21 protein-coding genes and 1 pseudogene are annotated in these 22083 nt (G+C 57.0%); 16 read left to right on the forward strand and 6 right to left on the reverse strand.

The features are described from left to right. The 4 genes and pseudogenes from ACR0C5_RS18880 to pedF form a co-directional block, all read right to left on the reverse strand. Positions 1-103 (reverse strand): annotated as a pseudogene (locus ACR0C5_RS18880) ((2Fe-2S)-binding protein); the annotation flags it as partial. Between the two features lie 24 nt (positions 104-127). After that, positions 128-706: an SRPBCC family protein gene (locus ACR0C5_RS18885; RefSeq protein WP_480878423.1), complete on the reverse strand. Its 579-nt coding sequence runs from the start codon at positions 704-706 to the stop codon at positions 128-130. Between the two features lie 71 nt (positions 707-777). Beyond that, complete coding sequence (locus ACR0C5_RS18890; protein ID WP_480506045.1) at positions 778-1674, reverse strand: substrate-binding periplasmic protein; 897 nt, start codon at positions 1672-1674, stop codon at positions 778-780. A gap of 18 nt (positions 1675-1692) precedes the next feature. Further along, complete coding sequence (pedF, locus tag ACR0C5_RS18895) at positions 1693-2373, reverse strand: cytochrome c-550 PedF (RefSeq protein ID WP_480878425.1); 681 nt, start codon at positions 2371-2373, stop codon at positions 1693-1695. Between the two features lie 158 nt (positions 2374-2531). On the opposite strand from pedF, the gene ACR0C5_RS18900 reads away from it, so the two are divergent. The 7 genes from ACR0C5_RS18900 (at position 2532) to ACR0C5_RS18930 (ending at position 7775) form a co-directional block, all read left to right on the forward strand. Beyond that, positions 2532-3698, forward strand: coding sequence for an ABC transporter substrate-binding protein (locus tag ACR0C5_RS18900; RefSeq protein ID WP_480878428.1), 1167 nt, complete (start codon positions 2532-2534; stop codon positions 3696-3698). 5 nt (positions 3699-3703) lie between these two features. After that, positions 3704-4666, forward strand: a complete 963-nt coding sequence (locus ACR0C5_RS18905; protein ID WP_480552872.1) for a YVTN family beta-propeller repeat protein — start codon at positions 3704-3706, stop codon at positions 4664-4666. Between the two features lie 24 nt (positions 4667-4690). Then, positions 4691-5137, forward strand: a complete 447-nt coding sequence (locus tag ACR0C5_RS18910) for a hypothetical protein (RefSeq protein ID WP_480878431.1) — start codon at positions 4691-4693, stop codon at positions 5135-5137. Further along, positions 5134-5853 carry an ATP-binding cassette domain-containing protein gene (locus ACR0C5_RS18915; protein ID WP_170785525.1) on the forward strand — a complete coding sequence of 240 codons (720 nt, stop codon included), beginning with the start codon at positions 5134-5136 and terminating at the stop codon, positions 5851-5853. The genes ACR0C5_RS18910 and ACR0C5_RS18915 overlap by 4 nt, the downstream gene beginning before the upstream one ends. Further along, positions 5850-6641: an ABC transporter permease gene (locus tag ACR0C5_RS18920; RefSeq protein ID WP_480878433.1), complete on the forward strand. Its 792-nt coding sequence runs from the start codon at positions 5850-5852 to the stop codon at positions 6639-6641. The genes ACR0C5_RS18915 and ACR0C5_RS18920 overlap by 4 nt, the downstream gene beginning before the upstream one ends. A 75-nt stretch (positions 6642-6716) precedes the next feature. Continuing rightward, entirely contained in the window at positions 6717-7256 is a 540-nt protein-coding gene (locus ACR0C5_RS18925; protein WP_174819528.1) for an SEL1-like repeat protein, read from the forward strand. A 123-nt stretch (positions 7257-7379) separates the two neighbouring features. Next, the gene (locus ACR0C5_RS18930) at positions 7380-7775 is read left to right on the forward strand and encodes a c-type cytochrome (protein WP_480878436.1); all 396 of its coding nucleotides are present in this window, start codon (positions 7380-7382) and stop codon (positions 7773-7775) included. Between the two features lie 2 nt (positions 7776-7777). Here ACR0C5_RS18930 and ACR0C5_RS18935 read toward each other — a convergent pair whose 3' ends face one another. Next, the gene (locus ACR0C5_RS18935; RefSeq protein ID WP_480878438.1) at positions 7778-8332 is read right to left on the reverse strand and encodes a hypothetical protein; all 555 of its coding nucleotides are present in this window, start codon (positions 8330-8332) and stop codon (positions 7778-7780) included. 174 nt (positions 8333-8506) lie between these two features. On the opposite strand from ACR0C5_RS18935, the gene ACR0C5_RS18940 reads away from it, so the two are divergent. From ACR0C5_RS18940 to ACR0C5_RS18980, 9 genes are all read left to right on the forward strand, one after another. Beyond that, positions 8507-10273 (forward strand): PQQ-dependent methanol/ethanol family dehydrogenase, encoded by a 1767-nt coding sequence (locus ACR0C5_RS18940; RefSeq protein WP_170775724.1) that lies wholly within the window; start codon positions 8507-8509, stop codon positions 10271-10273. Positions 10274-10409: 136 nt separating this feature from the next. Further along, positions 10410-11093: a response regulator gene (locus ACR0C5_RS18945; RefSeq protein ID WP_170791694.1), complete on the forward strand. Its 684-nt coding sequence runs from the start codon at positions 10410-10412 to the stop codon at positions 11091-11093. Positions 11094-11137: 44 nt separating this feature from the next. Beyond that, complete coding sequence (locus ACR0C5_RS18950; RefSeq protein WP_480878440.1) at positions 11138-12316, forward strand: FIST N-terminal domain-containing protein; 1179 nt, start codon at positions 11138-11140, stop codon at positions 12314-12316. Then, on the forward strand, positions 12309-14528 hold the full coding sequence (locus tag ACR0C5_RS18955) for a hybrid sensor histidine kinase/response regulator (RefSeq protein WP_480878442.1): 2220 nt from the start codon (positions 12309-12311) through the stop codon (positions 14526-14528). The genes ACR0C5_RS18950 and ACR0C5_RS18955 overlap by 8 nt, the downstream gene beginning before the upstream one ends. A gap of 30 nt (positions 14529-14558) precedes the next feature. Next, the gene (locus tag ACR0C5_RS18960) at positions 14559-15551 is read left to right on the forward strand and encodes an aldose epimerase family protein (protein ID WP_480878445.1); all 993 of its coding nucleotides are present in this window, start codon (positions 14559-14561) and stop codon (positions 15549-15551) included. 85 nt (positions 15552-15636) lie between these two features. Beyond that, a complete protein-coding gene (locus ACR0C5_RS18965; RefSeq protein WP_480878447.1) occupies positions 15637-16842 on the forward strand; it encodes a YcaO-like family protein in 1206 nt (401 codons plus the stop codon). Next, on the forward strand, positions 16839-18146 hold the full coding sequence (locus tag ACR0C5_RS18970; protein WP_480878449.1) for a TfuA-like protein: 1308 nt from the start codon (positions 16839-16841) through the stop codon (positions 18144-18146). The genes ACR0C5_RS18965 and ACR0C5_RS18970 overlap by 4 nt, the downstream gene beginning before the upstream one ends. A gap of 30 nt (positions 18147-18176) precedes the next feature. Continuing rightward, on the forward strand, positions 18177-19472 hold the full coding sequence (locus ACR0C5_RS18975; RefSeq protein WP_170775710.1) for a gluzincin family metallopeptidase: 1296 nt from the start codon (positions 18177-18179) through the stop codon (positions 19470-19472). A gap of 147 nt (positions 19473-19619) precedes the next feature. Then, positions 19620-20210, forward strand: coding sequence for a pentapeptide repeat-containing protein (locus ACR0C5_RS18980; protein ID WP_170775708.1), 591 nt, complete (start codon positions 19620-19622; stop codon positions 20208-20210). Positions 20211-20267: 57 nt separating this feature from the next. Here ACR0C5_RS18980 and ACR0C5_RS18985 read toward each other — a convergent pair whose 3' ends face one another. After that, positions 20268-22007, reverse strand: a complete 1740-nt coding sequence (locus ACR0C5_RS18985) for a tetratricopeptide repeat protein (protein WP_170775706.1) — start codon at positions 22005-22007, stop codon at positions 20268-20270. Positions 22008-22083 lie beyond the last annotated feature (76 nt).

The following is a 22083-nucleotide window of genomic DNA, read 5'->3' on the forward strand; positions in this document are numbered from 1 at the left end:
CCGTCATCCCTAAATGATCACGCAAAAAGCCAGACAATAACGTCCGTCCCTCAACTTCACCGCTCACAGCTACGCCGTTCACAGTCATCGAAATCTTCATCAGATTTTCCTCCCTTAAATTTTCGGATCAACCGCCGAACAGGCGCTTGAACCATCCTTTTTTCTCTTCCGGCGGCGGCGCTGCCTGAGCTGGCTCGACCGACACTTCGGACACAGCAGGGGCCGCGGCCGGTTCGGGCGCAGCCTCGGCAGGCGCGGGCTGAGGTTCTTCCTCGACCGCATTCTGGAAATTCTCAAAGAACTGGTCAGCCATTTTCTTGGCCACGCCATCAATGACCCGACCCCCTAGCTGAGCCAGCTTGCCACCCACACGCGCATCAACATTGTAGGCCAGCATCGTCCCCTCGGGCGCATCCGACAAGGTGACATCTGCTGCACCCTTGGCAAATCCGGCGGCCCCGCCTTTGCCTTCCCCAGATAGCTTGACGCTTTCCTGATCCACCATGTCCGACAGGGTCACTTCACCTTTGAACGTGGCCTTTACGGGTCCGACCTTCTGCACCACTGTCGCGGCAAACCCATTTTCTGCTGTTCCCGACATTTCTTTGCAGCCGGGGACACATTCTTTCAGAATGTCGGCCGATAGCAGTGCCTCCCAGACTTTGGAACGTGGGGCCGCAATGACGCGGCTGTCATGTAGTTCCATGTCACTCCCTCCAGTATTTTCGGTTAAGCTACGCGGTGATCTACCCGGTGCCTATAAGACCTTGGGTGTAGTCACCGCAGTTTCGGCGGTGCATGCGTCAGGCCGTGCGCCGCGAATATCTGTTCGATCCGGCCATCCTGAAGCGCTGCATAAATCGCATCGTCCACCGCATAGCTGAGGCCGCGATAGGCGAAATGAACCGCAACGCCACTGGTCCAGCTGCTGACGGCAAAACCGGGCAAGGGCGGCGTGTGCAGATCCAATTCGGGCGTCAAACCGGCTTCGAGCTGAGCGCGTGGGCCCATTGCCGCCATGGTGTCACCTGCCGCCAAGGCCTCCATCGCAAGACCCGCTGTGGGAAAGCGGTGCACATTCTGCGCAAGCTGGCCGCCCGGAAAGGCCGACAGGTAGAAATCAGCAATCGAGTCATTTTCCACCGCGACCGTATCAAAGCGGAAATAGGCCGGAACGGGCGGGTCTTCGGGGTATTCATCCTTGCGATAGGCAATCGCGATTTCTTCATCGTGATACTGCCCGGTGAAAACCACTTGTTCTACCCGACAGGCGAATTCACTGTCATAGGGGACGTGTAGCATCACATTGGCGACACGCCCGTTGATCAAAGGGCCTTTCCAGACCCAGTTGCGCAGGTCGGCTTCAAGATTTTCTCCTGCGGCGACCAGATTGAACCGCGCTTCGACACCCAGATCTTCGGCAATCAACTTGCCGATTTCTATATCGACGCCCTGAATCCTGCCGTCTTCCTCGAACGACCACGGGGCGAAATCCTCATAGGCTGCGAACTCAATATAACCGCGCTCGATAATGGTATCGAGGTCGGCTCCCACGATGTCACGGCTGGCGTTTTGCGGTTTGGGTTGGGGCACATGATCTTCACACCTGGCCATTGCTTGCCCAGTGGTCAGGGCCGCAGCCAACAGGGAGAAAACAAAAAAGCGTCCGATCATGTGCCCCACTCTGCCGATCTATTGCGCGGCAGACAAGCCGATGGTCAGCTGTTCCGCTGCCTCGGCAAAGTTCGGGCTGTCCCCCGAAATTAATACAGCGGCGCGTAGGGCGACGCTATCGGCCACGGGCGCGCCCGAGCCGGTCTCAATAGTTTCCGCAATCTCGCTGAGTTCAGATTGTAGCGCGGCTGCGTCTCCGTCGCCGCCGTTGGCCATCGCGGCCAGCAGATCACGGATCTCCTTCAGCCGGTCGGAATGATCGTCCAAAGCCCCGTCATCGGGACGGGTTTCTATATATGTGCGGATGGCCCACGCGGCCTTCTGGCCCAAAAGCTCGCCAAAGGCGGGCATCTTGGTGATCCCGTTCTGAGTGTAACCTTCGCGGAACCGCTCGGCATACCATTCATCGCCATATTCTTCGGCCTCAAGATACCTCAGATCAGGGGCCAACCCGCCCGAGACAACACCCAAACCATGGCATCGCGCGCAGTTCTGGTTATAGCCGGAATCACCGATTTCAATCGCCGCCTGCCAGACCTCTTCTCCTTTATCGCGGTAAGGGTTCTCGATCAGCCACTCATCGCCCACATCGGGCAGAGCGTCAGTATTCACGGGCTGCGGGGCGACATCGCCATGGGCCAGCGCCATGCCGCCAGCCATGACGGCGCTTAGCATTACGCTATGAAAACCTGGACGCATCTTATCCTCCTCTACGACGCTTTCCCCGGTCATAGCTTAGCAGAATTCAGCATGGAATTAGACCTTGGTTGCACATTGGGGGGTAGCTGCGACTAAGGTCTAATGGTCCCGAAAGGGATGAGCAGATTTTATCAAATTGCTAGGGAGGAGGCGTCGACATGAAAACCTATTTGCGCGCCTTGATCGCTTCGGTTCTGCTGCCGGTCGCAGCTTTTGCAGAGGTTGAGGTTTCGGTCACATATTTGCAGATGCAGGTACCGCGGCCTCCGGTTTTATCCAACCTTGATCCGATTCCGGACGATCTGGGCGTGGCAGGGGCCGAGCTGGCCTTGACCGATAATCTGACAACCGCGAAATTCCTGGGGCACAAATACAATCTGTCCGTCACATCCGTTCCCGAAGGTGGCGATTGGCTGACCGCAGCCCGTCAGGCTTTGGCGGACAGCCCGTTTCTGATCCTCGATGCGCCTGCACAAGCGCAGCTGGACGTTGCTGACCTGCCTGAGACGGCGAACGCTATTCTGTTCAACGCATCCGCGTCTGATCTGGATGTGCGAGACCAGAATTGCCGCGCCAATCTGCTGCATACTTTGCCGTCGAACATGATGCGCACCGATGCGCTGGTTCAATTTCTGGTCAAACGCCGCTGGGACGAGTTGGTGATGATCACCGGCGTCCATCCCGGTGATCAGGCCTTTGCACAGTCTCTCAAACGTTCGCTGGAAAAATTCCGTCTGGAGCTGAGCGCCGAAAAGACATGGGAATTCGACGCCGACCTGCGCCGCAACGCCGCCCAAGAGGTGCCGCTGTTTACACAGGAATTCGGTGACTACGACATCCTGCTGGTCGCCGATGAATTGGACGATTTCGGCCGGTATATCGAATTCAACACATGGCAGGCCCGCCCCGTGGCAGGGTCCGACGGACTGCAACCTGTAACGTGGTCGCGTGTGGTGGAACAATGGGGCGCGGTCCAGATGCAAAACCGGTTCACCGAACAGACCGGCCGCAGCATGATGCCAAAGGATTATGCCGCATGGGCCGCCTACCGGACTTTGGGCGAGGCAGTGACACGCACGCAATCCAGTGACCCGACCGTTTTGCTCGACTACATCCTGTCGGACGATTTCGAACTGGCTGGGTTCAAGGGCAGGGCGATGAATTTCCGGTCCTGGAACGGGCAGTTGCGGCAACCGATCCCATTGGTCACCGACCGCGCCGTCGTTGCGATGGCGCCGCTGGAGGGGTTCTTGCACCAGCGCACGGAACTCGACACGTTGGGACTAGACGAGGGTGAAAGCCAGTGTCAGGCATTCAGGGAGTAACTGGGATGAGATTGACAACACTTCTGGCGGCGACCGCCCTCTGCGCTCCGGCGGCCGCGGACGAGATGTGGATCAGCAATGAAAAGGACGACACGCTAAGCGTGATCGACATCGAGACGCTCGAGGTGATCCGCACGATAGAAACCGGCGAACGCCCGCGCGGGATCACCTTTTCCAAGGATTTCTCGGTGCTGTATATCTGCGCCTCGGACAGCGACGCGGTGCAGGTGATGGACCCGGAAACGGGCGAGATCCTACACGATCTGCCCTCGGGCGAGGACCCCGAGCAATTTGTGCTGCACCCCAATGATCGCCATCTTTATATCGCTAACGAAGACGACGCGATCACCACCGTAGTCGATACGGAATCGCGCACCGTAATTGCTCAGATCGACGTTGGGATTGAGCCCGAAGGGATGGCTGTGTCCCCCGATGGCAAGATCGCCATCACCACGTCCGAGACTACCAACATGGCCCATTGGATCGACACCGAAACGCAAGAGCTGTTCGCCAACACTCTGGTCGATTCCCGCCCGCGCCATGCGGAATTCCTGAAGGACGGGACCGAGCTGTGGGTCAGTTCGGAAATCGGCGGGACCATCACGGTGTTCGACGTGGAAACACAGACCGAAAAGGCCAAGATCGAGTTCGAAGTCGAAGGTGTCCACCCCGATCGGGTGCAACCCGTGGGGTTTGAACTGTCCAACGGGGATGAGACCGCCTTTGTCGCGCTGGGACCGTCGAACCATGTGGCGGCCGTGAATGCCGAAACCTATGAGGTTGAAGACTACATCCTAGTGGGGCGTCGCGTCTGGCACATGGATTTCAACGCCGACAAATCGCTGCTGTTCACCACAAACGGCGTATCCGGCGATGTGACCGTGATCGACGTAGCGAAACGTGAACCCATCAAGACAATCAAGGTCGGACGCTTCCCCTGGGGCGCGGCCTTCCGTCCGACCAACTGAAAGAATTTCGAGGAGACTTAAGAGATGAAGCAATTGATATGCGTGGCCGCGATGATGGCTATGGTTTTGCCAGCTGCGGCTTTGGCCGATGATGACGATGACGGATTTGGTCTGGCCGGAATTTTGTCGGCGAAGAACAAAGAAGACCTGCCGCCGATTACTCTGTCCGCCGGTGTGCCTCTGGCCGAGGCCCCGTGGATGCTGAAATCCGGCACTTATTATGAGTTCGAAATTCAAGGCGATGGCAGTCAGGAACTGGCTTTGGTGGGTCCTGAATTCTTCCGCGCGATCTGGGTTGATGAAATCGTCGTCGAAGGACTAGAAATCCGCCCTCTGGGGTTGGACTCGGTCGAATTCGATGAAGCTGGTGAGATGGAAATAGGCTTTGTCGCGATCAAGCCGGGCAGCTACTATCTGAAAGTGCCGGGCAGCACCGGCGAAACGCAGCGGCTGGAGATTACCATTCAGTGACAGGACTTTCAGTCCGAAATGTCAGCTACGCCTATGGCGAAAAACGCGCCCTTGATGATGTGAGCTTTCATGTCCCCCAAGGCGCGTTTTGTGCGTTGCTGGGACCGAACGGAGCAGGGAAGTCGACCCTGTTTTCTCTTCTGACACGGTTGTTTACCACGGCGCAGGGCGTGATCGAGGTTGCAGGGTTCGACATCTCGAAACAGCCCCGTCAGGCGCTGGCTCAGATTGGCGTGGTGTTTCAACAACCTACGTTGGACCTGGATCTGACGGTGCACCGCAACCTCAGTTATTTCGCCGCTTTGCACGGGTTGGCGGGGCGCGATGCCGAAACGCGGATCTCAGCCGCGCTTGACCGGCTGGACATGGCCGAACGCGCGGCCGAACGCACCCGCGACCTGAATGGCGGGCACCGTCGAAGGCTGGAGATCGCACGCAGCCTGATCCATTCCCCCTCGGTTCTTCTGCTGGACGAGCCAACAGTTGGACTGGATGCGGCCGCCCGAAAAGCCATCACGCAGCATGTCCATGCGCTGTCGCAGCAGGACGGGCTGACCGTGCTCTGGGCGACGCATTTGACCGACGAGATCGAGCCGGATGACCACGTCGCCATCCTTCACCGTGGCAAGCTGCTGAAACAGGAACTGTGCAGCGACCTGACCAGCGGACAACCTTTGCAACACGTCTTTCTGTCCATGACAGGGGCCACGGCATGACCGGCGCGCAGATTGCCCTGCGCGCCATTCTGATACGCGAGGCACTACGCTTTGTTCGTCAGCGCAGCCGATTTGTCGCCGCGCTGGTGCGCCCTCTGGTCTGGCTGATTGTCTTTGCCGCCGGATTTCGCGCTGCATTGGGCCTGTCGATCACGCCGCCCTATCAGACCTATATCACATATGAGATTTACATCGTGCCCGGCTTGTGCGGTATGATCATGCTGTTCAACGGGATGCAAAGCTCTCTCAGTCTTGTCTATGACCGCGAGATGGGCTCCATGCGCTTGCTGCTGACCAGCCCTTTGCCCCGCTGGTGGCTTTTGTTTTGCCGCTTGCTGGCCAGCACGACGATCTCGATCCTGCAGGTCTATACCTTTCTTGCGGTCGCCGCGGTTTACGGCATCGATATGCCAATCATTGGTTATCTGCTGGTGTTCCCGGCACTGATCGTGGCGGGGCTGATGCTCGGGGCGTTGGGGTTGGCGCTGTCCTCGGCCATCAAGCAGCTTGAAAATTTCGCGGGGGTTATGAACTTTGTCATCTTCCCGATGTTCTTCCTGTCCTCGGCGCTTTACCCGCTGTGGAAGATGGCCGAAAGCTCGGCCCTGTTGCGCGATATCTGCGCGTTCAACCCTTTCACCCACGCGGTCGAGTTGATCCGTTTTGCGCTCTACGGGCAATTCAACGCCGCAGCCCTCGGATGGACGATTCTGGCCGGGTTTATTTTCCTGGGACTTGCGCTTTGGGGATATGATCCGGCGCGGGGAGTGAAGAAACCCCGCGGGTAGAGCCTCTACGACCATGGCAGACGTGAAATCGCGCGAGTGTTGAGGTAGACTACCCCCAAACCAGAGGGCTCGACCATGATCCGTATCGCTGCACTGTCCCTGTTCATAGCGTCCGCCGCCTCGGCCCAAACGGTCGAGGATGAGTTCGGCACGCTCAACCCGCAGGACACAGGATGGGGCAAGGTCATGAGCAATATCGACAACGGTATCACCGACATGACCACCTGCGCGTCGGGCTACTACATGACCAAGTCAGGGCGGCATGATCTGGCGCGTACTTTGTTCAGAACCTGCGCCGAGGCGGGCTATACCGGAGCCATGACATGGATGGGTCAGTTGGACAATAACGGTCTAGCGGGTCCCTATGACCCGGACGCAGCCGCCGCATGGGACAAACGCGCCGCCGATCTGGGCGATCCGGTTGGAAAGTTCAACTATGGCCTCAACCTGCTGCGCGGGCACGGTGTGGCGCAGAATCAGGAACTGGGACGCGCCTATGTCGATGAAGCCGCGCGGGAAGGGCTTAAAATCGCCAAACGGCTGCAAGAATCGGGCTATGATCCGAACGAGGTCACACCCGACGCGGATGAATGGAAATACGCGCCCCTGTTCTGAAAAGCGCAATATCCCCACATTTCTACGACCAAAGGATGAGGGTGCGCCTTCAGTTTCTTGATGTACGTCAAGCCCTTGCCCCCAGCGGAATTCGTATCATTCGAAAAACGTTTGGAGGACCCTATGAAACACCTCGCCTTGTCACTTGGCCTCGTCGCTTACGCCATCTCGGCCCCACCCGCGCTGGCTCAATCCACCTTCGACCGCATCAAGGTTGACGCCGGTGAAGATCTGTTTTTCTCGGAATGTCGACGTTGTCACGCGCCGGATGCCACGGATCCAAGCTATGGGCCTCAGTTGGACGGGATCGTAGGGCGCAAGGCAGGAACCATTGACGGCTATGACTATTCAGACGCGCTTGCAGGTTCCGGTATCGTCTGGACGCCCGCAGCACTGCGCGCATGGATGGAGGACAATGACGGTTTCATGCCCGGCACCAAGATGCGCCATGTGGGTATCGAAGACCGAACGATTCAGGATTTTATTCTGGCTTACCTGAGCAGCCTTTCCGCGCAATAACCCTATTCAATCACGATAACTGGCAACCAGTGGCTGTCAGGGTCGGATTCGTGGATGTCATCATGCTTTATCGGTCTGAGGTTCCCGGCCTCGGGCGGTGCCGACAACACGTCCATGTCCATTTCGTGCAATTGCCCAACAAGATGGTCGCCGTCCGCGTTCAAGCGGTAGTAAATGCCGTTCCACATGTTGATACCGTATTCGGTCGCCCCCTTATGGATGAACAAAAGATCATATTCCAGATCGGTCAGATCCTCTGCGGAAACATACCGCTGCAACTCGTAGGGGTAGGGGACATGGCACCAGTGTTTGTCCGGGCCTTCCAAGCACTTAAACGGGCGCATTGACAAGAAATGTTCGGAAAACACCTCGTCATTGAATTCGAGATCGTAGATCGTTGTCTCGCCATTTTGCGAGAATTTTACGTACCCTATCAGTATTCTATGCCCAGCATCATCAACGAGAAAAATCTCTTTCTGCCCGGTTAACGGTTTGGCCACCGAAGGTAGGGCCGAAGCAAGGCCAAGCAGCAAAATGCTTGAAAAAAGCCGTCGCAATGTATCCTCCCTTCAGAAAAAGTTGGGTCACACTAGTTGAAATCGTCCGCTCAAGCCCTACGACCATTGTGCAATTTCACCGAAGGACTCTCCCGCGAATAATACTCTCGCCAACAATCCCGACGTGTCGGAGATTCGGCACGGAGGAAAGACATAAGTCTAGGGAGGACACCGATGAGCCGGTTTATCATGGCGGCAGTTGCAAGTGTGATTGCAACGGGCGCGGCCTATGCAGAAGTTACCGAAGACGATCTGGCGAACGACCAAACGATCACCACGCAGATCGTGACCAATGGCATGGGGCGGCACTTGCAGCGCTACAGCCCGCTGGACATGCTGAACAAGGACAACGTCGATAACCTGCTGCCAGCCTGGGCTTTCAGCCTTGGCGGCGAAAAGCAGCGCGGTCAGGAAACCCAGCCGCTGATCTATGATGGCATGATGTATATCACCGGATCCTACTCGCGCCTCTATGCGATTGATCTGAAGACCGGTAAAGAAGTCTGGCAATACGACGCGCGTCTGCCCGAAGGCATTCTGCCCTGCTGTGACGTGGTCAACCGTGGTGCGGCCATCTATGGCGACATGGTCATCTTTGGCACGCTGGACGCACGGATCGTGGCGCTGAACAAGGACACAGGCGATGTTGTCTGGCGCGACAAGATCGCCGACTACAAAGCGGGCTATTCCTATACAGCGGCTCCACTGATCGTCGACGGGCTGGTGATCACCGGCAATTCGGGTGGTGAGTTCGGCATCGTTGGCGCGGTTCAGGCGCGGGACGTCAATACCGGCGACCTAGTCTGGGAACGGCCGGTGATCGAAGGCCATATGGGCACGCTGAACGGCGAAGAAAGCACCATGACAGGTGAGCTGAACGCAACCTGGCCTGGCGACATGTGGAAAACCGGCGGCGGCGCGACGTGGCTGGGCGGCTCGTACGATGCCGACACCGACACGTTGGTCTTCGGCGCGGGCAACCCGGCCCCCTGGAACAGCTGGTTGCGCAATGCAGGGACCCCGACCGAAGGCAACAAGGGCGACAACCTCTATGCCGCCAGCCGCATCGGGATCGACCCCAAAACTGGCGACATCAAGTGGCACTTCCAGACCACGCCGCGCGAAGGCTGGGATTATGACGGCGTAAACGAAGTCGTCGCCTATACCGACCGCGAGGGCAATCAGCGCTATGCAACCGCCGACCGCAACGGGTACTTCTATGTGCTGAACCGTGAAGATGGCGGGTTCGTATCTGCCACGCCCTTCGTCAAGGATATCACATGGTCCTCCGGGGTGGATGAAACCGGTCGTCCGATCTTTGTCGAAGATAACCGCCCCGGTGATCCTGCAGCGGCAGCCGATGGTAAGAAAGGTGAAGTGATCTTTGCTTCGCCCTCGTTCCTGGGTGGCAAGAACTGGATGCCGATGGCGTTTTCGCAGAAAACCGGCAATTTCTATGTGCCTTCCAACGAATGGGGCATGGATATCTGGAACGAGCCGATCACCTACAAGAAAGGTGCCGCCTATCTGGGCGCGGGCTTTACCATCAAGCCGAACTACGAAGACCATATCGGCTCGCTCAAGGCCATTGACCCGGATACCGGCGAATGGAAGTGGGAATACAAGAACGACGCGCCGCTTTGGTCGGGCGTGATGACCACTGCTGGTGGTCTGGTGTTCTTCGGCACACCCGAGGGCGAGTTCATTGCTTTGGATGATGAAACCGGCGAAAAGCTATGGTCGTTCCAGACCGGTTCGGGCATCGTCGGTCAGCCTGTAACTTGGGAACAGGATGGCGAGCAATATGTCTCGGTCATCTCGGGTTGGGGCGGCGCGGTTCCGCTTTGGGGTGGTGAAGTGGCCAAAAAGGTCAACTACCTGAACCAGGGTGGCACTTTGTGGACCTTTCGTCTGCCGAAAGAGCTGGCCTCGGCAAACTGATACAAGGGTCTTTCGATCCAAGCGCGCGCCCCAAACGGGCGCGCGTTTTCTTATACGACTTTTCGCCAGTTTGCGGCATTCCATTCCCTTGCTACGCTTGGTTAAATTGGGCAACCCATTGCAAAGGCCAAGACCCATGCTTGCAAACCCTCAAGGGCAAAATGATTTCGAAAACGTCCTGATCGTCGATGATCACCCACTGTTTTGTGATGCGCTTTCGATGACGCTGCAAAGCGTTGCACATATTGGCGAAATCCACACCGCCGACCGGCTGGAAGACGCTCTGACCATGATTGCCGAAGGTCTGAAACCGGACGCGGTTATGCTTGACCTGAACCTGCCTGACGTGGATGGGTTGGACGGTCTGGTGCGCTTGAAAGCGGCAGCCAAAGCACCTGTGATCGTTGTGTCCTCTATGACGGACAATCGGGTCATCAGCCAAGTTATCCACGGGGGAGCCTCAGGCTACGTCCCAAAGCACAGCCAGCGCGATGTGTTCCGCACGGCCTTTGAAACGGTCCATTCCGGTGGTGTATTCCTGCCCGAAGGATGCGTGCTGATCGACGAAGAACAAGATGACGAACAAAGCGATGCAGTTGGGCGGCTGGCCACCTTGACCAATCAGCAATCCCGTATCCTGCAATTGATCTGCGAGGGCAAACTGAACAAGCAGATTGCCTATGACCTGTCCATCGCAGAGACGACCGTAAAAGCCCATGTGACTGCAATCATGCGGAAACTGGGGGTTCAAAGCCGGACACAGGCCGTTCTGATCGCCAAGAAAGCCTCGTTCGCCAGCGTCTTGCAAGAACAAGGCTAACCGTATTACGTTCGACTCTCGTCGCGCTTTAGGGAGGAGGCCCGATGGACCAAGCAGTCGGGTGGGCACCGGCCCGAACCCGTGCGCCAGGCATCGTCAAAACCGCATTTGTACACCGTGACACGCAAGACGCTGTTGCGCAGCTTGCGGCTGCGTTAGGGCCGGACACCCTGTCGCTTGTTGTCCTGTTTGTCAGCGGCAACGCGAATGCGACGCAGATCATTGCGCGGGCAGCGGACAGATTTGCACCGACACCGGTCGTAGGTTGCACAACCGCGGGCGAATTGGCAGGGGACGGCTATACCGAAGATCAGATCGTTGCCATCGGCCTGCCCTCAACGCATTTCGAGACGCGCACTATTCTAGTGCCCGATCTGAATGATTTTTCGGCCCCCGATATCATTCACGAGATGATCCGAAACCGTACAGAAATGGGCGAGGCCCGGCCAGAGTGGCCGCACGAGTTCACTTTCCTTCTGATCGACGGGCTATCAACCAAAGAGGACGCGCTGACTTCGGAACTGGCCCTTGGTTTGGGGCCTGTCCCCCTGTTTGGCGGATCCGCAGGGGATGGAACTCGGTTCGGTCATACGTACGTTCTGCATCAGGGCAGGGCTCATGAAAATGCCGCGATTCTGACTCAGGTACGCACGCGCTGTCCGATCAAAGTGTTCAAGACCGACCATCTTGTACCCACATCCCAACGCATGGTTGTGACTGATGCCGACCCTTCCAAGAGGATTGTACGAGAAATCAACGCCGAACCTGCCGCCCGCGAGTATGCCAGAGTGCTGGGGAAGGACCCTGAACAGCTTGATACCTTTACCTTTGCAGCCCATCCGGTCGTTGTTCAAATCGGCGGCCAACATCACGTGCGCGCCATCCAACGTGTGGACGAAAATGGCGATCTGGTCTTTTTCTCGGCCATCGACGAAGGACTGGTTCTGACCCTTGCAGAACCGATGGACATGATCAGCCATCTTGGACAGGAAATTGGCGCCCTGACCCAATCCGCCCAGCCCGATGCGATTTTGGGCTGCGACTGCATCTTGCGCAGGCTGGAAGCACAGCAGAAACAGATGACCGGCGCGTTGTCGGAAATCCTATCAGACAACAACGTGGTCGGCTTTTCAACCTATGGCGAACAATTCAACTCGATCCATGTCAACCAGACCCTGACCGGGGTTGCGATCTATCCGCCCGAGGATGACGGCCATGATTGAATCGCTGATCGACCCGCTTGACCCTCTGGAACGCCAAAACCAGAAACTGCTGAAGATCGCCGAAGCCCTGATGCGCCGGGTCGAGGAATCGACTGATGCCAGCGGGGCGGCCTATGCGCAATTCCAGCGCGCCGCCGTGCTGGAACAAGAAGTTCGCGCCCGCACGCTGGATCTGGAACGCGCGCTGCAATTGCTCAACGAGTCGAACGCGCAGCTTGCACAGGCCAATCAGGAAACCGAGGCCGCGCGCGCCGACCTCGCCAACGCAATTGAGACGGTTCAAGAAGGGTTTGCACTGTTCAACCTCGAAGAAGAGCTAGTGCTATGCAACAGCCGCTTCGGGATGCACATGCCCGATATTCAGGCGCAATTGGTGCCGGGTCTCAGCTTTACCGAATATGTCGAGCTTGTCAGTCAATCCAGGTTCCTGTCCCTGCCCGAAACGCTTACGCCACAAGATTGGGCCAAACGGCGTATGTCCCGTCATACGGACGATCATGTGGTGTTTAACGTCCGGCTTAACGGCAATCGGTGGACGCAGGTTTCGGAACATCGGACCCCCGATGGCGGCACGGTCATCCTGCAAACTGACGTCACCGATATCATGCGCATCGAACGGCAAGAGAGAGACCGTATCCTTGACGACAAGGCCCGCCTGATCCGCGCCACGCTGGAGCATATCGACCAAGGCGTTTGCATCTTCGACAGCAAATTGCGCCTGATCGGATGGAACAATCGCGCCAGTGAACTGCTGGCCATCCCAAATGCGCAGTTTCAGATGGGCGTCCAGTTCAAAACCGTATTCGACCGCCTTAGCGCGACCATCCGGTTTGAAGGCGGCGTCAGCGATGCCGATCTGCTGGATTGGGTCAATCGAACTGCGGAACGGGCACCGCTGAAATTTCAGATGCGCAGTGGGCGATTCAAGATCCTTTCGGTGTTCGCGCAAGAGATGCCGGACCGGGGGTTCGTGATTTCTTTTACCGATGTCACGGCCGAGCACCAGTCGGCGCAAGCCCTGCACGAAGCCAAGACCCTGCTAGAGCACCGCGTCGCCGCGCGAACCGAGGAATTGGCTCACGCCTTAAAAGCGGCTGAACGCGCCAATTCTTCGAAATCACGTTTCGTTGCTGCAGCGAGCCACGATCTGCTGCAACCGCTTTCAGCTGCCAAACTCTATGTCGCCACATTGGGCAGCGGGTTAAACGAAAACGACGCACGTAACGTGGCCGGAAAAGCCGAAAGCGCGCTCAACAGTGTCGAGCATATCCTCGAGGCGCTTCTGGATATCTCGAAACTGGATTCCGGTCGTGCCACGGTGCACCAGACCACCTTCTCAATTAGCAATCTGCTGTCTCAGCTCGAAGACTCGTTTCGTCCTGTCGCCCAAGCCAAAGGGCTTGAATTGCGGTTCGTACATAGCAACGCTTTGATACGCAGTGACGCAAGCTACCTGCGGCGCATCCTGCAAAACCTGCTGTCCAACGCGATCCGCTACACAGATGCAGGCAAGGTTCTAGTTGGATTGCGTAAACAGCAGGGCTCGGTTCGGATCGAGGTCTGGGACACAGGCGTCGGAATCGCATCCGACCAGCAAGAGATCGTCTTTCAGGAGTTCCAACGGCTCCATTCCGATGCCAGCGCAGCCGAGGGGATGGGCCTGGGGCTCGCCATAGTCGAGCGCGCCTGCGGACTGTTGAATCACCCCATTCAGTTACGATCCGAGCTGGGGCTGGGAACGATGTTCTCGGTTGAGGTTCCTTTGGCGGATACCGCACCTCTAAAACCGCATGGCCATGTACTGCAACAGGTCGATGACTCGGTGACACTAACCAGCACTGTGGCTTTGTTGATCGAAAACGACGAGAACCTGCGCTCTGCACTGACCATGACGATGGAAACCTGGGGCATCCAAGTTCTGGAGTGCAGCAGCGAGGAACAAGCAGTTGGCCTGCTGCGCGAGATTGAAATTGTGCCCGACATCGTCATTGCCGACTATCAACTGGACCACGGTAAAAAGGGAACGGATGCGGTCGTGGCTTTACGGCACGAATTCGGTAACCTGCCAGCCTGTATCATTTCGGCCAACAGATCTTCTGAACTGACCGGATATTGCAAACGCGCAGGCGTCCCCTTGTTGCATAAACCGATCGACGTCCAACGGTTGAAATCTGTATTAGAGACCTTGTTGAAGAAAATAGAACCAGAATAGACTACCTGTAAGACATCTTATGTTAAATTTATGATCCCCCATAAAGGCAACAAGCAAGCCGTTGTTCAAATCTCCAACGGGACACTTACAGCGACCCTCGGTTCGATTGGTGCCTCGCTGATTGATTTACGTCTGGACGGCGTCGACCACCCCTTGGTTTTAGGTTGGAAAGCGCCGAGCGAATATCTGCGTAATGACCCATATCTTGGTTGCATTGTTGGGCGCTGCGCAAACCGGATATCCAACGGGCAATACGCTCTGAATGGAAAAACCTATTCAGTGGAACGCAATTTCCTGGGCAAACATTGCCTTCATGGCGGAAGTAAAGGCGCTGCCCGACAGAACTGGCGGCGGAACAACCAGACAGAGAATGCGGTGTCTTTCGAACTGGAAATACCTGAGGGAGACATGGGTTTTGGGGGCGCTTTGTCCGTCAAAGCTCACTATTCCATTACGTCACCCGCGACGTTGAACTTGGACATCCGGGCCATAGCAACGGGCGACACGATCTGCAATTTCACGCCGCATTGGTATTTCAACCTGAATGGCGACGGGGATATCGGGGACCATCTGTTGCGTGTCCGGGCACAAGACTATTTGCCGGTCGATGACGAACTGATCCCCTTGGGTTCGGTCGAACCTGTCCGCAACACGCCTTACGACTTTCAAACACTCCGGCCCGTCGGAGACGCTCCCTTAGACCATAATTTTTGCATAGCGCGCGAACGTATTAGACTAAAACATATCGCCCAACTGCACGGGCTTCGGTCTGGTGTCGCTTTGGACCTGCATTCAACCGAACCGGGGCTTCAGATCTATTCCGGTGACTTTCTAGACAGCGCGGATCTGCCAACCGTTTTCGGCGCGCCCTATTCTACACGCAGCGGCCTAGCACTAGAGCCGCAAGGCTGGCCGGACGCGATCAACAACCCTTCCTTCCCCAGCGTCGTCTTCATGGACGGGCAAGAATATCACCACCAATCTCAGTATATGTTTAGCCGCCTGTCCGACCGTCACAGTTGACCCAACGACGATCCTCTATCATCCTGATCCGAAATTGGTTTCCGCTTCGTTGTCTGTTTCGAATTGAATTGGTTAAGGTCCCCTGATGCCCGGTGTTTCACAAAAACAATACGTTCTTGATACGCACCGGTTGCGAGACCCCGAACAAACGCTGGAGATCGTCAAACCCCATCTCAAGGACATGGGCATCACGCGCGTTGCAAACCTGACCGGGCTGGACCGGATCGGATTGCCAACCGTGATGGTGGCGCGCCCGAACTCTCGTTCGGTGGCGGTGTCTTTGGGCAAGGGGCTGTCGCTGAGCGCGGCACAAGCCTCGGGCGTGATGGAGGCGATCGAGTCCTGGCACGCCGAACGTGTCCACCTGCCCCAGCGGCTGGCGCGGTATTCCGATCTTGTGGCCGATGACGCAGTTATCGATGTGACCCGCCTGCCCCGTGTGACCGGCGGGCAATTTGATCCTCATGCGGCGATGCTGTGGGTTCAGGGATGTGATCTGAATGCCAACCAAGCCTGCTGGGTCCCGCTTGAGATGGTGGACACAGACTACACCGCCGCCCCAAGCGCCAGCCAGGGGGCCTTCCCCCGAACAACCAACGGGCTGGCCTCCGGCAACAATGTCACCGAGGCCAGTTGCCACGCGATTTGTGAGTTGATCGAGCGGGATGCCACAACCCTGTGGCATCATCAAACACCGCAGGTTCGGGTTGATCCGGACACGGTCGATGATCCCAGATGCCGCAGCGCGATGGCCATGATTGACGCCGCCGGTCTGGATTGCGGGATATGGCAGACCACCTCGGATATCGGCATCGCCTGTTTTCGTTGCGTGATTGCCGAGGCCGGGGGTCAGCCCGGCCATATCGGGATCGGGGATGGCTGCCATGTGGACCGCTCCATCGCCTTGTTGCGCGCTTTGACCGAGGCCGCTCAGACCCGTCTGACCTATATCTCGGGCGCGCGTGACGATCTTGATCCTGCCGAATTCACCGATCAAGCGCAATCCGAACGATGCCAGTACGTCCGCGACCTGATTGACGCGGCCCAACCGATCCAGAGTTTCACCGATTGCCCCACCCACGCCAGCGCATCTTTCGAACAGGACCGCGATCTGCTTTTGGAGCGTTTGAACCGGCAAGGCATGTCACAAGTGGTAATCGTTGACCTGTCACAACCGCACATAGACATCGGCGTGGTGCGCGCGGTCATACCCGGTTTGGAGGCACCGCATGACGACCCGGATTTCATCCCAGGCGTACGGCTCGCCCGAGTGCAGGAGCAGCACACATGACTGCCGTGGTCTTTGCAGGTCCGACCCTGTCGGCCAAGGCCGTCGCAGCGCATTTGGACGCCACGGTTCTGCCGCCCGTCCGGCAGGGTGACGTCTATCGTGTCACCCGCGATAAACCCAGTGCGATCGGGATAATTGACGGGTATTTCGAAGGGGTGCCCTCGGTTTGGCACAAAGAAATCCTGTGGGCGATGGAACAGGGTATTCCCGTCTATGGCAGCGCCAGCATGGGCGCGCTACGCGCCGCCGAACTGGCCGATTTCGGAATGATTGGCGTCGGGCGCATCTTTGACGACTACCATTCAGGCGTATTGCAGGATGATGATGAAGTGGCGGTTCTGCATGGACCTGCCGAACTGGGCTATCCGTCTCTCAGCGTGCCAATGGTTTCGATCCGGACCACTGTGGAACGCGCGCGGGCTGAGGGTGTTTTGTCAGACGAAGGTGCCCAAACTCTTTTGCGCGTGTCCAAGGAGACCCAGTACAAGAAACGCCAGTGGGAGGGTATCGTAAAGGCGTTAACGGGCGGCTCTGAGATCACCAGCTTCATGGCTTGGTTGCCCAACGGTTATGTAGATGCCAAAGCAGAGGATGCCCTCGCCATGCTCGTCCAAATGGCCCAAGGTATTGGGGATGACACAAGTCATTCACACAGAACAGAACGGACCTTGATGTGGAATTCTCTGCGCCGCCGCGTTGAGGCCGAAACACCCTCCGACCCCGCCGTAATAAACGAATTGCGTCTGCAACCCGCGCTTTTTGCCGAAGTGAGAGATCGCGCCCTGCTGCATGTGTTGGCACGGGATGAGGCGCACAGACGCGGCCAAACGCCAGACCGCGACGCGCTGGTTCAACAAATGACAGCGCACCGGGATCGTGCCAACCTAACCCGCCACGCAGACCTGATGCGCTGGCTGGACGCGAACGACCTGAGCCCAAACACCTATGAAGACATGCTGGCCGACGCGGCCCGTCTGTCAGCCGTATCGCAAGACCGAGGCGCGGATATTGAAGCCCCGCTCTTGAACGAGTTGCGCCGTGCGGGGATCTATTCCCAACTTCGGGACCGAGCTACTGCGAAAGCAGAGTTGCAAGCGACCGCGCCCCTCACGACTGGATCGGACCGTTTGCGCATGGTGCTGTGGTATTTTGAAACACATCTTGACCAAGAGGTGCCCGATGATCTTGAATCCTATGCAAGGTCGCTTGGTTTGTCCGGGCGGGATGCGTTTTATGAGCTTATAGAAACAGAGTATTTGTATTGCCAAAAAGCCGTCACAACGGACGACTCCAATCACGAATAGGGGCACCGGACGGGCACGGGAGGGCACCGGATGACTTTACCCGAACAGACACCTGATGAGGAACCCGGAACCCGGTTCCTGTTGTTCCCGCAATCGCCTTTCCTGGAACCTGACGCGGAACTGGAGCTGGTCGAAATCTCGGCCCCGCAGGGCAGCATTGGGCCGGGCCCCTCGGGGCCGCGCATGTATACTGTCAACCCGGTTGGCAAAACCACGCCCTATGGGGCGATAGTTCCCGGCCCCGACGGTCCGGGCATGTATCTGCCACCTTGGAACGGCTATATCCAGCCTCCGGCCATGCCGGACGAGTTCGGCAATTTCATTCATATCGACCCCACAGACCCTTCTTTTGAAGCCGCACATCTGTTTGGGTCTGCACATTTCACCATGGATGTGTGGCAAGGCTATTTTGATCACCCAATCCCTTGGCACTTTGCCCGTGATTTCGACCGGCTGGAACTGTCGCTGCTGCCTAGCCTAGACAATGCGCACATCGGGTGGGGGTTTCTGGAAACCGGCGGCACCCATGACCATGGCGACGAATACCGCCCCTACAGTCTGAACTTTGATGTCGTCGCCCATGAGATCGGCCACGCAATCATTTACAGCGTGATCGGGATGCCCTCGAACGGGGACGCCTCCGGCGAATACTACGGCTTTCACGAGTCTGCCGCGGATATGGTGGCGCTATTGGCCTCGCTCCATTTCGGATCAGTGGTCGAGAGCCTGCTGCAAAACACGCGTGGAAATCTTTATACCTACAACCGCCTGAACCGGTTTGCCGAACTGTCCGAGAACGCTCAGATCCGAATTGCCGCCAACAACAAAACGCTGTCCGAGTTTTCCCATGGTTGGTCCAGTGAACATGCACTGTCTGAACCGCTGACCGGCGCGATGTTCGATATCTTTGTCGATATCTATCACGAACGGCTGCTGCTGCACGGGCTGATCTCGCCCGAGGAAGAAGACCTGTCGGACCAACTGGAAGGCTCTCCAGACTACAGCACTGTCATGCAGGAGATTTTCGACAAACGCTACGCCGAAAATCCCGATGGGTTCCGTATCGCCTTGCTTGAAGCGCGAGACTATCTGGGTACCTATCTGGCCGATACCTGGTCGCGCCTGGATGCGGACATGCTCAGCTATTTCGGCGTGGAAAAAGCACTGCTTGCCGTGGATCAGGAGATCACCGGCGGCGCGTTCCACCAGATCATCGAGGGCAACTTCAGAATGCGCGATATCGGGCTGACAACGGCCGGTCCCCGCCTGCCTGACCCGGAAGAAGACAGCCATTCAAATTCAGTCCGTACGATGGTCCCGGATTGACCAATCGCAAAATTCTTTTTTTTGAAGCCGATTTATGGCATGGAATAGAGGGGTGATTTTTTTGGATTTTCTGGCACGGGGCATCTCGGGCCGTGGTGAAAAGGGTGAACGGTCAAACCCGCGACCCCACAATTGGGAGATGAGTTTATGGGTGAAACATTGCTCAGTTTTTCGGAAGTGCTAATTTACGGAAGAGTCCTGACTGACATTAAGCTGGAAAACAAGAAAAAGGGCGGCAAAGGCAACAACAAGCATCTTTCCGACCAGCTTGAAGATGAGAAAGTTCAGGGCGGAAACGACTTAAAAGCGCAGTTCGCCAAGATTTATGGTTTTGCCTATGAAGGCACTTATTACGACCTGCCAGAACCGGCAATTTTTCTGGTTCATGGCGACGGAGACCCCGTGAATGGTAACCCGAATGAACCTCCAAACAATGCATCACGCGCTCCAAGGGATCCTTCGATCGGCGGCGTCGCGGCGGCTGATTACCAAGTAGCAAACGACATCATGGTTTGGCGCTACGAAAAGGCCGATCAGACCATGCGTATGGATGTCACAACCGGTCAGTTCGAACAGGTTCTACTGGACATTTATTTCGGCTTCGACAGCCCGGCGATCAGTGGGGCAAAGGTGTCGGGTGCCAAGGTTAGCGGTGCGAAAGTCTCGGGCGCCAAGGTTTCCGGTGCCAAAGTCAGTGGCGCGAAAGTCAGCGGTGCGAAAGTGCGGGGCGGCGACTAAGCCCCCTTCCCTTTCCCGGTTCAAACAGGGCGCGCAGGGTCGCGCCCTTTTTTATGCTCAGAACCCGGCCTTTTTCAGACCTTCTACAAAGTGTTGGGTGTCATCCTCCAGCCGGTCGGGCAGAACCTTGGCCCACCGTGACAGAGAGAAGTTGGGATGCGCTTCGCGGTGCTTGTCCGCGATCAGACGCGCCATATCCGTGTTCCCCAATTGCGCATGGCTCGCGGCCAGCATCCGTTGCCCCTCGGTTGGGTTGTTCATCTTGTTGACCGTCTCTATCACGTCCTCATAGCGTCTGAGATTGTAATAGGCGCCGCCCAGATGCCACAGGTACTGATCGGGGAAATAAGGGTTCAGCCGCATGGCCTGTTGCAGATGCGTGATCGCCGTTTCGTTATCACCCGAATGGGCCAGAGCGTCCGCGTAATCCGAATGCATATCGGCGTCATTGGGGTTCAGGGCCAATGCACGTTGATAGGACTGAATAGCGGCGTCATGTTCCTTGCGATACAGATGCACATACCCCAATTCACCAAAGCCGCGCGCATCCGTCGGGTCCAGTTCAATCGCCTGTTGGGCAAAGGTCAGCGCCTGTTCAAACGCCTTGGACGGGTCATCACTCCAGGAATAGCGCCAGTCGATGTTCAGCGTCCGTGACAACGCCGCCGCTGCGCGTGCATAGCCGCCGTCGCGTTCCAGCGCGGATTGGTAAAAGTTCTGCGCTTTACGATTGTCGTTGCGCGTGTATTTGAAGATATGGTGTTGGCCCTGAAGAACCGACCCATAAGCCTCAAGATCAGAGGGGATCGCCTGGATCATCCGCTGCTTTTCATGTGACTCGATCATGACGGCAGTCGCAGCGACGATACATTCGGTGACTTCGTCCAGAATGTCGAAAATATCGTCGATATTGCGGTCGAACCGTTCCGCCCAGATCGTGCGTTCACTACTGGCATCCACCAACTCGGCCGAGATCCGGATCCGACTAGCTGATCGGCGTACGCTGCCCCGCGCGATATAGCGCACGTTTAACCGCTGTGCGGCGTCTTTCGGCGGCATGGATTGCGCTTTGAAGAAAAAGGACGAGTTGCGCGCTATGATGAACAGGTTCCTGAACTTGGACAGGTTCATGATGATGTCGTCTGTCAGACCTTCGGCCACCCAATTATCGGACTCGTCCCCGTGGCTGGCAAAAGGCAGCACGGCAACCGATGGTGTATCAGGACGTTCGAGAATATCCCCCAACACTTCGGGTCGCATCGTTCCCGCCATGGTTGCGCCTGCAACCTCGCTGCGGACGCAATAGGTCGACACCGGGTTCATGATATTCTTGAGCTGCTTGGGCCCCAAAAACTCATAGCCATAGCGCAGGCGGTTGCAGACCTGATCATAGACAGCCGAACTAACATAGACACGCTCGGGCTCGGCGATCTCTTGCAGCCGTGCGGCGATGTTGACGTTATCGCCATGAATGCCGCGATCGTCGATCAGGATTTCCCCAAGATGAACGCCCGCACGGAATTTGATTCGCTGGTCTTCGGGACCGGCACTGTTATGCGCGCTGGCGATACGATGCAATTCGACACCAAACTCGACCGCGCTTGTTGCTGTTTCAAACAATGCCAAGATGCCGTCGCCGCGCACCTCGACCACCCTGCCCTGATGTTTTGCGCAGGAAGATTCGAGATCAGAAATCAATGATTTCAGCGCGTTATAAGTATCTAACTCATTTTGACTCATCAATCGCGAATACCCGACGACATCGGCGAACAGAACAGCGCCAAGCTTTTGAGTCATCGTAAAATTCGGATTGGTCGTATTCACTGTTTATTCTCGTTTATTTGGCACCGAGCAGGTCCGTGGATCAGCATAA

The sequence above is a fragment of the Ruegeria sp. N8 genome (genome assembly GCF_056531325.1).